The sequence below is a fragment of the Bacteroidales bacterium genome (assembly GCA_023228145.1).
GTDB lineage: Bacteria > Bacteroidota > Bacteroidia > Bacteroidales > CAIWKO01 > CAIWKO01.
Map to the genome: position 1 here is coordinate 1 of JALOBU010000035.1, position 13481 is coordinate 13481.

Genomic DNA, 13481 nt, shown 5'->3' on the forward strand with positions numbered 1-13481 from the left:
AAATCAAAAAATTCATTTTTTATTTATAAAAATTCATAATTTTGTACCCGCATTGTCCCGTGGTGTAACTGGCAACACGTCTGACTCTGGATCAGAAGAGTTCAGGTTCGACCCCTGACGGGACAACAAAAAGCCGCATCAATCAATTGGTGCGGCTTTTTTAATAAGGATGTTAATATCCCTTATTGAACAACAATCTTTTTAACCAGACAGGTTTTATTGCTAATATCTCTTATTATGACAAAATATATACCCCTGCTTGATGTGTGGGGCATTACAATTTTATTGTATTGTTCTGTTAGAGCTTGTCGTAAAATAATTTGACCGAAACAATTTTCCACATGCACAAAATAATCGCCAGCCATTGCGATGTTGTTGTTTTGTATAATAAAAGTAAAATCTGATACAGGATTAGGATAAATAAGGAAAGAAGTATTTAAGGTTTTGTTAATACCCGTTATTGAACTATCATATCCACTGCAATCTTCGTCAATGCCATTATCGGGAATGTCTATGGCATCAGGATTTATAGCTGCATTTGTATCGTTACAGTCGGTATTGTTTGAGACATAACCAACAGGTTGGGAGCATTCACTGATTGTTGAATCAGGATTTCCAAATAAATCATTATCGGAATCCATATAAAAAACAAGAGGGGTGCCAATTTCTTGGTTGTCATCGTCGCAATCGGGGCCCAGCGCAAGGGCGGGAATAGTATAATATGCTGTTGGTGGTATGCAACCAATAGCGGAATCTGTTACGGAAAAATAATTGTCTTCATCATTATCGGCATACCATACGGTATTGGGATTTACCAATGCGGAAGTATCATTGCAATCAAGGCTGTCGGGAATATAACCTGCAGGCTGCACACAAGCAAATATCACTGAATCCGGATTGCCAAAATTATCTCCGTCATTATCGGCATAATAAGTATTGGCAGCAATTACTGTAACAGACAAGGATTTACTGTCTGTTGCCGGTGCTGTAGCGCTTCCCTGTTGTGCCGAAACGGTATAAGTAATAGTATGTGTGCCGGCGCCTGCCAATAATGGATTAAATGTGTTCCCATCCACTCCCGGCCCGCTGAAAATGCCCCCTGGAGTTCCGGTTGGTGTCAGCGTAACTGCAGGGTCGGCTTCGCAATACGGCCCGTTTAGTCCTGTAAAAGAAGGATCGGGCAGTATCACCAATGAAAGAGAGCCGTCAAAAGGCTGATTGTTTATCGGAATCTGGATAAAACTATTACATGTGATAGAGCCTATATAAGTATTTATATTGGCAAAAATATGTATGGTAGCATCAAAAACACCTACTTCTGTTGGCGTTCCGCTAACAGCACCGCAACCGTTTGTGTTTGCCGAAGCATCATATTCTGACTGATTCGTTGCCCCTGTCAGGCCGGCAGGAAACCCTGAAAATGAAAAAGAGTGAAGCTTTAGAAGTTTTGCTCCGGTACCTGCATATTGCGGATCGAACTCACCTGCATCAATGCATACATTGGTAATGTGAAAAGATATATCATCGGAATATGGCTCATTAATCCTTCCGGTGTCAAGCGCTGTTTGGCAAATGCCACCATAAGCCGGAAGAGAACCAAGGCAATCAACAGGCGTGCACTGGGAAAAAGCGTTAAGAACAGCAAATTGCATTGAGGCGAAAATCAAGAGTAGTTTTGCTAATTTCATGTTTGATATATTTGTATATAATAAATTGAAAATCAGTATTTAGGATGCAAAATTTGGAAAAAAAAATGAACTGACAAAGTTTATTTTCAATTCAGTAACAGATTATTCCCATTCTTTTATATCAATATCTTCCCCATTAAAAATACTGAGGTAGTTTTTGTAGCGCGATTCAGAGACGATTCCATTTTTTAACGCTTCTTTTACAGCACAACCGGGCTCACTGATATGAGTGCAGTTATAATATTTGCATTTGGAAAGTAATTTGAAAAATTCCGGAAAGTAATGTGTAAGGTCTTCGCGTTTAAAATCAATCAGCCCGAATTCTTTTATACCTGGCGTGTCAATTATAAAACCTCCGGTTTTCAGGCAAAGCATTTCGGTGAAGGTTGTCGTGTGTTTTCCTTTAAGAAACATTTCTGAGATTTTTCCTGTTTTGATGTTCTGCGCCGGATCTATGGCGTTTATAAGCGCACTTTTTCCAACCCCGGAATGTCCCGAAAATAAATTTATTTTACCTCCCAGCAAATGTATCAGATTCGAAATGTTGTTCCCGTGCAGAGCTGAAACTTCTATACAGGGATACCCCGCATCCGTATATATTTTTATCAATTTTTCATGGGCACTGCGGAGTTTTTCATCATATAAATCTATTTTATTAAATATCAGACTGGCAGGAATATGATAAGCTTCGGCCGTGATGAGAAAGCGGTCAATAAATCCTGTAGAAGTACGCGGCATGGCAAGGGTAACAATCAGGTAAGCCATATCAATATTTGCAGCAATAATATGAACCTGCTTGGATAGTTTTTTTGACTTGCGGATAATATAGTTTTTACGCTCTTCTATTTTTTCAATAACACCGGTTTTTTTGTCTTCAAGAAGCCTTATCAAAACAATATCACCGACAACCACAGGATTGGTGGCTTTCAGCCCTTGAATGCGGTATTGGCCTTTAAGTTTGCATTCATACACGCTGCCGTCTGCAAGCTTAACGTGATGCCAGCTTCCTGTTGACTTGACGACGATGCCTCTCAAAGTAATTTATTTGAAGTTATAATGTTTTCGTACTGCTTTGTTCACCTGCCACACACAGCTTAGTCCCTTTTTAAAAGTAACAAAATCCCCGGCCTGAATTGAAACTTTACCCTCCTGTGTTTCAACTATTATTTCTCCTTCCAGTATCAGGCATTCTTCTTCACTGTCGTAATACCAGTCGAAACGGGATACCTCTTTTTCCCAAACAGGCCAGTTTCTGATGTTTCTTTGCTGTATTTCCTGCTTGCTTAGTTTTTGTATTATGATTTTATCCATGAATTTTCTACGGTTTAACATTAATTAACATTAAATAAACAAAAATGTTGAAATCTTATGTGTTTTTATTAACTTTGCATCAAATTTAATAAAATTAAGCATTATGAAAAAATCAGTACTTTATTTTGTTTTCTCTGTCCTGTTTGTTTTTATGACAGGTTTTGCATTTGCACAGTGTACACCTGATGTCAATGTAGTTGACCCTGATGGAACCGGTCGTATGGATCCGGATACACTTCATGTTAATTCTGGAGATGTAGCAGGAATTTCAATTACAGTTATCTGTCCATTAACCGGAGATGCAGGAGGTGGAACTATTAACATTCATCATATAAAAGTAACAAGCTTGCTTAATCAACCAGCATGGTTGACTTATGTTTGTAATCCTGGTAATTGTGAGCTTAATGCAGGAGTTAGAAATTGTGTATGGGTTTCATCACCTTCATCAGTACCTTCTGGCGATGATACAATATATATGGATGTTCTTGTGGATGTGTATATGGATTTGGGGGGGGTTCCAGTTGGCCCGGTTGCTTCAAATTTTAATGGTGGAACAATTGTTCTTATAAGACACCCCGAAGGATATGGCGTAACTGAAAACGCAAAGTTTGATTTAATAGCCCCACAGCCTAATCCTTTCAACTCAACAGTAAAACTTGGTTGCTATACAGAAAAATCTCAGGAAGTAAGCTTGAAAATTTTTGATATGATAGGAAAGGAAGTTTACAGCGAAAAAATGATTGCCGGCAATGGAGAGAACTTTTTTATTTTTGATGGTTCAAATCTTAATGATGGTGTTTATTTTTATTCTGTTATTGATTCACAAAATCGTATTATCACCAAAAAACTTGTTAAATCAAGATAAGAAATTCAGAATGAATAAAAAAGGCGGCCTTAAGGCCGCCTTTTTTATTTTAAACCTTTCACATTGGGCTTTCCTGCAATGAATTCCTTAAGGTAAAAAGGTTCAAAACCAGCAATATCCTCAAACTGTTGTTCCTGATATTTTCTGAAACCTTCAGATACCATATATGCTGCAGAAGCTTGAAAATTATCTAGAAAATTTGCATTCTTATGTTTTTGTAAGAGATGCTTGCATTTTTCCATGCCGTCGCCGAAAAACATAACTTTTTGATGTTGCAGTATATCGGAAAAACTTGCCTCATTTATGATTTCTGCAGAAGGTGGCATGATTTCTTTATTATGAAAGTCGTATAGAGCCGTATAAATTTCCATGCGGCGGGCATCTATCATAGGGCAAAAAATAGCATCTTCGAGTAAGTCTTTATGAAATGCGGTTGCCCCGAAAGCCATAGCTGCCAGAGTCCCGACGCTGATAAGAGGTTTTTCAAGGGCATAACACAGACCTTTGGCAACCGAAACACCTATTCGCAAGCCTGTATAAGAACCCGGCCCCATACTCACTACCACTGCATCAAGAGCAGAAATATCTGCGTGTGCCTTTTTCAAAACATCATGAGTAAAATCACAGATAAGTTCTGAATGTGAATTTTTAATATGGCTTTCATTAATGGCCAACAATGTGTAACCCTTTGACAAAGCAACAGAGCAAACAATGCCCGAGGTTTCTATCAATAATAAAAATGCCATCAGAGCCTGAGGTTTTATTTTTTTTCAGAGAACAATGTTTTCTTATCCACTTTTTTCACTGTGGCGTCATTTTTCAAAGTCTTAGTTATGGCAATATAGGGTGCGGTAATAACTTCGTTGTTTTCATCAAGTCCACTGACAATATGAATGTACATATTGTCCTGTATTCCTGTTTTCACTTCCTTAATTTTTGCCTTGTTATCAACATAAATAAAGACTATTTCTTTTTCCTGACTTTCGTTTTTCTTTTTTTCAGTAACAGTGTTAGTGTTTTTTTCTTTTGTTTCATTTATGTTGTCCACATTATTGCTGTCTTCTCTGACGGTTACTGCTTGTATGGGGATTGATAAGACATTGTAAACGGTTTTGGTTTGTATTTCCACAGTAGCAGACATTCCTGGCCTGAAGGGTGAAAGCTCCGGCTTGTCAGGTTTAATCAGGTCTTTATAGCTTTCCTGCAATATCCTGATTTTTACCGAAAAATTTGTTACCTGGTCGGCACTGATTCCTGATACTTCTGCTGAATTGGCAATCTCAGTTACAATTCCTTTGAATTTTCTGTTCAGGTATGCATCCACTTCTATGATTGCTGTGTCGCCTTTTTTAACTCTCACGATATCGTTTTCGTTTACATCCACATCCACTTCCATTTCGTTCAAGTTGGCGATACGCATGATTTCCGTACCTGCAAACTGCGATGTTCCCACTACACGTTCGCCGAGCTCAATACTAAGTTTGGATATGGTTCCGTCAACAGGGGAAAAAATGTTTGTTTTGGTCAGGTTTTCTTTTGCTTCTTTCAATGCAGCATAAGTACTTCCAACATTATATTGTGCAGCTTTGTATGATTCTTCTGCCGCAGATACTTCTTCTTTTGCTACCTCAAAAGCTGCGAGAGCCGCATCATACTCCGATTGTGAAATTACTTTTTGTTTCCACAGAGCTTCATTGCGTTCAAAAGTTGCCTTGCTGTTGATGAACTGTGCTTTAACCTGCGACAACCTTGCTTTGGCATTGGCTTCTGCAGCTTTCTGTGCGTTAAGTGTAGCCATCGCTCTTTCATAATAGGACTCGTAAATGTCCGGTTTAATTTTTGCCAGCAAATCGCCTTTTTTAACTTTATCGCCTTCTTTTACATTTAACTCCACGACTTCACCCGATACATCAGGAGATATTTTAATTTCTACTTCAGGCTGTATTTTACCACTTGCCGAAACTGTTTCAGTAATTGTTCGCTTTTCCACTTTTTCTGTTGCTACTTCTATACTTGTTTTTTTGCCGATTACTCCGGTTTTTTTACCCACAGCAAGAAGTATGATAATTAAAACGACTCCAATTATTGAAAAGCGTATGATTTTTTTCTTTTTCATAAAAAGAGAGATTATTTAATAGTTAAAGGTTTTCCCTGATAAAAATCCAGAACTTTGATGCGGAAAACAAATTCATATTTTGCATTGAGAGATTCGGAAACGGCTTTCATAAGCTTATTTTTTGCATCATTATAATCAATCGAATTTACCAACCCGACATTAAATCTTTGCTCCGTATAATTAAATGACTCCCGAAGGGCTTCAACACTTTTTATCCCGGCATTGTAACGGTTCAGGGCAGCTTTTGCATCGACATAAGCTTGCTGTATGGTTTTTAAAAGCTGATTTTTACTGTTTTGAAGCATAAGTTCGGCATTCTGTAGTGAGAGTTTTGATGAACCTATAGCGGTTTGTGTTTGCCATTTGTTAAAAATAGGGATGTTAAGGTACAGGCCTATGGAACTATTAAGGTTTCTGTCAAGCTGGTCCCAGAATTTAATTTTTGAATACGCATAATCGTAAGTTGGCCCGTACACTATTTCTCCTGACTCAGTGGCGCCAATAGGTGTATATCCCGAAATGGTAATGTCGCTGATAGATTTACTTGCTCCCGAATACCCGGAGCCATAAGAGGCATTCAGTATCAACGACGGGCTTAGTGCGCCATAGGATATGGAAAGGCCTTTTTTAGCGCTTTTCACTTTCATTTCTGCACTCATAATATCCGGCTGAATTACAGAAGCCTTTGTAAAGATATCTTCTACATTTTGCATGAGGGCACTTGATTCGGGTATAGAAAGTTCAGGTTGCTCTATTTCGAAGCCTTTAGTGTCTTGCAAATCCAGGAGCTGAGCCAGCGTAAGATATGCCATATCAAGCTGATTTTGTGCAGTTACAACTTGCAACTCATCCGTCGCTGCCTGAGATTCAATCAGAAGTAAGGTTCCTTTGGCAATAGTTCCTGCGTCTAAAAGTTTTTTGGTGCGTTCAACCTGAGCGTTGGTAATATCAAGCTGGCTTTTGGCTACCGAAAGCAGTTCGATGTTGTAAAGTACCTGAAGATAAGCTGTGGCGATGGTTAAAGTAATGTCGTTTTTTATTTTTTCCAAATCATATTGGCTTGCCAAAAAATCAATTTGTTTTTGTTTCAGCGTGTTAAGCAACTGCAGTCCGTTGAATAAAACCAGGCTGCCGCTCAGGTAAAAATTATTCGATTGAACGGTTTGAGATGCAAACTGATTTGTGTACATATCAATGGTTTGGCCATTATTATAAACATGGCTGGCGCTTGCATTAATCGAGGGAAACAACGATGCTATACTCTGGTTGTATTGCAGTTTTGAAAGTTTTGAACTTATTTGCTGCTGTTTGATTTGAATATTGTTGTTTAAAGCATAGGTGATGCAATCATCAAGTGTCCATATTTTTTGAGAAAAAGCCGAATGAACAAAAATATGCAGAACAACAAGACTGATAGTAATAGCTTTTTTCATAATGAAAAATCATGGAGTTGCAAAGATAATTTCTTTTAAGCAGCATAAATAATGAAAAAGGAAAATATTTCACCGCAACTGAAACAAACGAATAATGTGCGTATTTTTGTATGTACTAATTATTACAAATAGATGATAAATAAAATATTTTTCGGCTTACTGTTTCTTTTTTCAGCTTATACGGTTAAAGCACAGCCCTCAACCAAAAGTATAAGCGATACGGTTGATATACTGAATTATGACATTAACCTTCGTCTGGTAAATCTGTCAACCAAAAACATTTCCGGTTTTACAACAATTAAATTTACTCCCAAAGTTGACAATCTTGCTTCGTTAAAACTTGACCTGCTGAAACTCCACATGGATTCTGTCCATTTTGAGAATGCCCCGCTTACAACATATAATTACAATGACACTGTTTTATCAATAAATCTTCCTTCCCCAATGAATATGGATGATACGGCTTATCTGAGCGTTTTTTATCATGGTGCGCCGCAGGTTGATGCTTCGGGCTGGGGAGGTTTTTATTTTACGAACGACAGCAGTTATGCTTACAATCTGGGCGTGGGTTTCGAGGCAGTACCTCATAACTATGGGCGTGTGTGGTTCCCATGTATTGATGATTTTGTTGACCGGGCTACTTATGATTGCAGGATTACAGTAAAAAATGAAAAAATGGCAGTCTGCGGAGGCACGTTGGTTTCTGTAATCGACAATGGTGATAATACCAGTACATATTACTGGAGGCTTCACGACCCCATTCCCACTTATCTTGCATCCGTTGCTGTGGGGCCTTATGTTGCGGTTCAGGATACTTTTGCCGGAATAAACGGGGATATTCCAATAAGTATTTATGTGCCTTCTAACTATATCACTGCCACACAAAATTCATTTATTCATCTGAAAGAAATATTAACCGCTTATGAAACACGTTTCGGGCCTTATCGCTGGGAACGTGTTGGTTATGTCGGCGTCCCCTTTGACGGCGGCGCGATGGAGCATGCAGCCAATATTGCTTATCCATTGATTACAATTAATGGTAATCTGACATACGAATCTCTTTATGCTCACGAACTTGCTCATAACTGGTTCGGAAATCTGGTTACGTGTAGCACAGCCGGTGATATGTGGATAAATGAAGGCTGGGCAAGGCATTGTGAAGCCATTTATCAAGAACATTTGTATGGCATTGATTCTTACAAGCAGGAAATAAGAGATAATCATCTTTATGTGGTCAGGGCATTACATATTGTTGATGATGAATATCGGGCACTTTACGGAATCCCTGATGAATACACATACAGCTCTACAGTTTATGATAAAGGCGCCGATGTGGTTCACACACTTCGGAATTACTTAGGCGACGACTTATTTTTTCCTGCAGTAAAAGCATTAATGGAAACTTACCAGCATAATGATATTTCTTCTTTTGAAATGAGAAATTTCCTTAGCACTCAGACAGGTATTGATTTAACTGATTTTTTTCAGGCATGGGTATTCAGCCCGGGATTTCCGCACTTCTCGATAGATTCTTTTAAAATTACCCAAACCACACCACAGACAAAAGTTAAAGTTTGGGTTAGGCAAAAATTAAATAATCATCCTGATTTTGCAAACTCAAACCATGTGGAGATAACTTTCGGAAAAAACGACTGGCAATTTTATACTGATTCGCTTCATTTTTCAGGTCAGTTTGGCTCTAAAGAGTTTATAGTTCCGTTTGAACCCGATTTTGCAATGATGGATTTTAACGAGAAAATCTCTGATGCAACAACGGATGTTCACAAAGTGTTGAAAACAACGGGCATGATGGATTACCTCACAGCATTGTGTCGCGTGGAAGTTATGAATATTTCAGATTCGGCTTTTGTCAGGGTAGAACACAACTGGGTGGCTCCCGACTCATTAAAAGAAGTAAACCCTGATATAGTAAGGTTGTCAGATTATCATTACTGGAATGTTGATGGAATATTTCCGGAAAATTTCAGGGCAAAAGGCCGTTTTAATTATAACAGGCAGGTGAGTTCATCGCTGGGGAATCTTGATGATGTGTTGCTTTCAACTATTGCTTCAGCGGATTCTTTACTTTTACTATACAGGCCCGGGGCATGGGCTGATTGGAAAATAACACATTTTTCTCGTTGGGGAACTTCAAGCGCGGGAATGCTGATTGCCGATACGCTTAAAAAAGGAGAATATACTTTTGCGATTGGTACACCCTATCTGGCAAACCTTACAGAAAAAACAACAAAAAATCAAATTTTAACGGTATATCCTAATCCCTCAAATAAAATCTTTACTTTTTCGTTTTTGATAAAAGAAAAAGCCCGGTTGGAAATTTATGACATTTCGGGAAAAGAAATTTTTAAAATGAGTCTTCAAAAAAACAGGACTTCTTTTTCATGGGATGCAGCATCGTATCCTCAGGGAACTTATTTTGCAAGGTTGATATCCGAAAATGGCAATCTGCTTGCCGAAACGAAACTAAGTATTGTTAAATAAAGCAGGATGAGGAATTTGTTTTTTTTATTGGTGTTTGCCTGTTCAAATGTTTATTTGTTTTCACAAAATACTTTTACAATTAAACCCGAGAATGCCGATTGTAAAAAACCTGTCGAAATTAAAGACACTATTTTCGGACCTACAAATGCCGCCCCATCAGGATATGGTGCTGTCATGGAAATATCCGGAGAGAAAAACAGCCTGTATGCTTTTGAACAGGAACATAATACCTGCTGGTACTTTTTTAAAGCACCCTATGACGCACAGCTTGAATTTGATATAATTCCTGTAAATAGCAACGATGACTATGATTTTATTTTGTATAAATACAATGGCAGGACTTTTTGCAGCGATGTGGCTGAAAAAAAGATTTTGCCTGTCAGGACATGTATTTCCCGTAATGATAAAAAAATTGGCAGTAAAACAGGCCTCTCAAAAACAGCCATACATGAATTCATTCATTCAGGTCCGGGGCCTTCATATAGCAAAAGCCTGAGGGTGAAAAAAGGTGACATTTTTTACTTAGTTGTTGATAATGTATATCCAAAAGGCTCGGGACATACTATCGTTTTGCATTATACCGATATAAAAAAACCGGCGGAAAATAGTATCACCGAAAACAAAACTTCGGGGAATAATAATCAGCAGAAACCCAAAGTAGTTGTCCCGGAAAATGCCACCGTAAATATCAATATTGTTGATAAGGTTACACAACAACTTGTAAAAGCCAACGTAAAAATATTTTTTAAAAACAAAACCGGAGAAGCCCCTTTATTCTCGTTCGACAGCGTTTCGTCCTGTGTGGCTTCTTTGCCGCTCTCATCATCATTTTCCATAAAAACGGAAGCCGAAGAATATTTTGACCAGATAAAAGACTTTAAAACCAGTGCTACAGGGGAAAATGTAATAATTAAAATTGAACTCGACAGAATAATGGCAGGGCAGAATATTGTTTTTGATAATATTCTTTTTTATGGGAATTCTGCCGCCTTTTTACCCGAGTCAAAACCCGTAATTGATGTTATTGCAAGCACCATGAAACGTAATGGAAAATTAAAGATAGAAATACATGGTCATGTGAATTGCCCTTCTAATTGGGAGGATTGTAATAATATGCAGGAGCACAATATGCAGTTGTCTGTAAACCGTGCCAAAGCAGTATATGACTACCTTGAAGACAAAGGGATTGAAACAAACAGAATGGCATATAAAGGATTTGGCGCTACAAAAATGTTATTTCCCGATGCACGCAGCGAAGACAGAATGAAGAAAAACCGAAGGGTGGAAATTTTAATTATCAGCAACGATTAAACCTTAACCCTTTCGGGTACCTGCTTTTTTTAAGAAGCCAATAATAAAATAAAGAAAAAACATAAACAGTGAAACAGCAGAAATGTATAACCCTGCTTTTACCGGTTTAAAATTGTATCGGAACAAAATTGTGTTTTTACCTTCCGGAACTTGTGCTCCCAACATTCCAAAGTTCACCTTTATAATATCCGACTTTTTTTCATTAACCTGCAATTCCCATCCCGGGTAATAATTCTGAAGCAAACAAAGTAAGCGTGGACTTTTTGTTATGGACTGGATTTTGATTTCGTAAGGCGAAAATGCGGAAATCCATACGGTGTCAACATTTGAATATGTTAAAGGTGAAACTTTGTTAAGTTGGTTATACTCATTTTGCGGCAGGTAACAGATTTTGCTAACAGCAACAGATGATATGTTTTTGTTATGTTTTGCAGAATATTCACTGCAAAATCCCGATGCCAAAAACACAGGAAAGTTATTTATAAGTTTATTAAAATTTTCCGGCAGGGAGTCAACAAGATATGTGTACCCTTTAAAAGCAATAGGCGCAAATCCGTCATAAGCAATATGTTTATGAAACGTGCAAAGATTTTTCCAGAAAGGGCCTTCGTTTAAGCCGCATGTATCACAATTTTGCGAAACAAGCCTGTCGTTTTTTATGTGAAATCCCTCAGGAAATCCTTTGCTGATTTTTTTTACCATTCCGGCATTAAAATTTTTATAATAAACGGTATATGGTGCGTTAAGTTGTGAAGAAAATATGGCATCGGAAACAAAAAGAAAGGCGATAAAAAGAACAAGTTTTTTTCTGTTCTTAATAAAAACAATCCCTATTGTAAAAAATACAAGAAAGGCCATCTGTACGACACTTTGAAATGCAATGTGCTGCCTGATGAAAGATATTTCGGATGCCTTGAAAAGTTCATTTTTAATGAATCCTTTTATCATTAGATATCCTTCTAAACGTGACTGAATCAACATCCAAAGTAAAAACCCGCTCGTTATTATTATCATGCCAATAAGTTTTTTATCTCTGAAATTTTCTTTACTCAAAAAGGTATTTAGCCCGTATCCTGCCATAAGTAAAAAGAAAAATATAATAAAAAACCTGAAAAGGGAAGGGAAGCGAAACATCCCCATCAAGGGAACGTATTTGTATAAAAATTCACGAACAGGCAGATAATTGCCCATGGATGCAAGAAGGCTCAGCAGCCCGAACACAAGAAATAAACGATAAATTCCCGGAGATTTTTTTAACAAAGCATAAAAAAAGAAAATAAGCATAAAAATGCCAAAGTATGCATTCGACATGGACAAATCGGTATCATAATATGACATATTCCGGATAACGGCAAAAGGAAGCAGGAAAGAAATCATACTGCGAGGAGAAAAAGGGCAAAACCCTGCCATTTCGGGAGAAACATTTCCTCCTCTTGTAACATGAGGAATAAGATAATAAACCGAAACTAAAAGTACCATGCTGAAAAGCAGTGTAGATATTATAGCTGTGAAATTTAGCAGAATAAACCTTTTTAGCTGTTTAAGTTTTTTTTCTTTAATTAATTTAATGATAAAAAAACAAAACAGGGAAACAAGAAAATAAAATAGTATAAATAAAAAAGCCGGGTATCCGCCCGAGATAAGCATAAACATAAAAAAGGAAAAATACAGAGCGTTTTTTAAATGTTGTTTTTCAAATAACAGTATAAATTGAGATAAAATAAGCGGAATCCAGGCACCACTTATAGTAAAAGTGAAATGCTGAGAGTTTCCGATAAAAAATCCCGAAAAAACATAGGCAACAGCTACAAAAAAACATACTGATATATCAAACTTAAGCGTTTTGCAGAGGAAAAACATCCCGAAAGCTGCGATACACAAATGCAGAATGTATTCAATATGCAGGGAAAAAATATCGTATCCGTATAAAATACTAACAATCCAGGTAACAGGATACCACGCACCGCTTTGCGGGTCGGCATGTATGGGGTAGCCCAAGACCTGAAAAGGATTCCAAAAGGGCAAAAATCCATTTCGTAGCGACTCGGCAATCATGTAACGCCAGGGATAATAACAATCAATCATGTCATATTTAAGCGGGTGTTTCATCATTGAAATCTGCCAGTAACCGGCCACAACAATAACGAAAAGCAACAGGTAAGGAAACCATGATTTTCTGCTTATTTGCAGAAGCATAAGTTTAAATTTTTATCTACAATATTACGTAAAATATCAGCTTCATGTTCTGTTAAGGT

Annotated in this window: 10 protein-coding genes and 1 tRNA gene; 4 read left to right on the forward strand and 7 right to left on the reverse strand. The window is 37.6% G+C overall.

Annotation, left to right across the window (positions count from 1 at the left end; genetic code table 11):
* Positions 1-53 precede the first annotated feature (53 nt).
* Positions 54-126: transfer RNA gene (locus M0R16_12515), tRNA-Gln, on the forward strand.
* Positions 127-182: 56 nt separating this feature from the next.
* Here M0R16_12515 and M0R16_12520 read toward each other — a convergent pair.
* The 3 genes from M0R16_12520 to M0R16_12530 all read right to left on the reverse strand — a co-directional run bounded on the left by M0R16_12520 (position 183) and on the right by M0R16_12530 (position 2999).
* A complete protein-coding gene (locus M0R16_12520; protein ID MCK9613696.1) occupies positions 183-1688 on the reverse strand; it encodes a MopE-related protein in 1506 nt (501 codons plus the stop codon).
* Between the two features lie 102 nt (positions 1689-1790).
* Positions 1791-2723 (reverse strand): ribosome small subunit-dependent GTPase A, encoded by a 933-nt coding sequence (gene rsgA / locus M0R16_12525; GenBank protein ID MCK9613697.1) that lies wholly within the window; start codon positions 2721-2723, stop codon positions 1791-1793.
* A 6-nt stretch (positions 2724-2729) separates the two neighbouring features.
* The gene (locus M0R16_12530; protein MCK9613698.1) at positions 2730-2999 is read right to left on the reverse strand and encodes a cupin domain-containing protein; all 270 of its coding nucleotides are present in this window, start codon (positions 2997-2999) and stop codon (positions 2730-2732) included.
* Between the two features lie 103 nt (positions 3000-3102).
* Here M0R16_12530 and M0R16_12535 point away from each other — a divergent pair, with 103 nt between their 5' ends.
* Positions 3103-3864 carry a T9SS type A sorting domain-containing protein gene (locus tag M0R16_12535; GenBank protein MCK9613699.1) on the forward strand — a complete coding sequence of 254 codons (762 nt, stop codon included), beginning with the start codon at positions 3103-3105 and terminating at the stop codon, positions 3862-3864.
* A 44-nt stretch (positions 3865-3908) separates the two neighbouring features.
* Here the strand turns inward: M0R16_12535 and tsaB are convergent, their stop codons facing one another.
* From tsaB to M0R16_12550, 3 genes are read right to left on the reverse strand one after another with little or no spacing between them, the layout of a single operon-like run.
* The gene (tsaB, locus tag M0R16_12540; protein ID MCK9613700.1) at positions 3909-4610 is read right to left on the reverse strand and encodes a tRNA (adenosine(37)-N6)-threonylcarbamoyltransferase complex dimerization subunit type 1 TsaB; all 702 of its coding nucleotides are present in this window, start codon (positions 4608-4610) and stop codon (positions 3909-3911) included.
* A 14-nt stretch (positions 4611-4624) separates the two neighbouring features.
* Positions 4625-5980: an efflux RND transporter periplasmic adaptor subunit gene (locus M0R16_12545; GenBank protein MCK9613701.1), complete on the reverse strand. Its 1356-nt coding sequence runs from the start codon at positions 5978-5980 to the stop codon at positions 4625-4627.
* Between the two features lie 11 nt (positions 5981-5991).
* On the reverse strand, positions 5992-7413 hold the full coding sequence (locus M0R16_12550) for a TolC family protein (protein ID MCK9613702.1): 1422 nt from the start codon (positions 7411-7413) through the stop codon (positions 5992-5994).
* A 132-nt stretch (positions 7414-7545) separates the two neighbouring features.
* Between M0R16_12550 and M0R16_12555 the strand changes: the two genes are divergently transcribed.
* Together M0R16_12555 and M0R16_12560 are read left to right on the forward strand one after the other, a co-directional pair.
* A complete protein-coding gene (locus M0R16_12555) occupies positions 7546-9915 on the forward strand; it encodes a T9SS type A sorting domain-containing protein (protein MCK9613703.1) in 2370 nt (789 codons plus the stop codon).
* Positions 9916-9921: 6 nt separating this feature from the next.
* The gene (locus tag M0R16_12560; protein MCK9613704.1) at positions 9922-11226 is read left to right on the forward strand and encodes an OmpA family protein; all 1305 of its coding nucleotides are present in this window, start codon (positions 9922-9924) and stop codon (positions 11224-11226) included.
* 3 nt (positions 11227-11229) lie between these two features.
* Here the strand turns inward: M0R16_12560 and M0R16_12565 are convergent, their stop codons facing one another.
* Positions 11230-13422, reverse strand: a complete 2193-nt coding sequence (locus tag M0R16_12565; GenBank protein MCK9613705.1) for a YfhO family protein — start codon at positions 13420-13422, stop codon at positions 11230-11232.
* Between the last annotated feature and the right edge of the window lie 59 nt (positions 13423-13481).

Bases quoted from the DNA above. Each gene is read 5' to 3' on its own strand.
- M0R16_12555 (MCK9613703.1), top strand. From the start codon at position 7,546: ATGATAAATAAAATATTTTTCGGCTTACTGTTTCTTTTTTCAGCTTAT.
- M0R16_12545 (MCK9613701.1), bottom strand. From the start codon at position 5,980: ATGAAAAAGAAAAAAATCATACGCTTTTCAATAATTGGAGTCGTTTTA.
- M0R16_12530 (MCK9613698.1), bottom strand. From the start codon at position 2,999: ATGGATAAAATCATAATACAAAAACTAAGCAAGCAGGAAATACAGCAA.
- tsaB (MCK9613700.1), bottom strand. From the start codon at position 4,610: ATGGCATTTTTATTATTGATAGAAACCTCGGGCATTGTTTGCTCTGTT.
- M0R16_12550 (MCK9613702.1), bottom strand. From the start codon at position 7,413: ATGAAAAAAGCTATTACTATCAGTCTTGTTGTTCTGCATATTTTTGTT.
- M0R16_12565 (MCK9613705.1), bottom strand. From the start codon at position 13,422: ATGCTTCTGCAAATAAGCAGAAAATCATGGTTTCCTTACCTGTTGCTT.
- M0R16_12535 (MCK9613699.1), top strand. From the start codon at position 3,103: ATGAAAAAATCAGTACTTTATTTTGTTTTCTCTGTCCTGTTTGTTTTT.
- M0R16_12560 (MCK9613704.1), top strand. From the start codon at position 9,922: ATGAGGAATTTGTTTTTTTTATTGGTGTTTGCCTGTTCAAATGTTTAT.
- M0R16_12520 (MCK9613696.1), bottom strand. From the start codon at position 1,688: ATGAAATTAGCAAAACTACTCTTGATTTTCGCCTCAATGCAATTTGCT.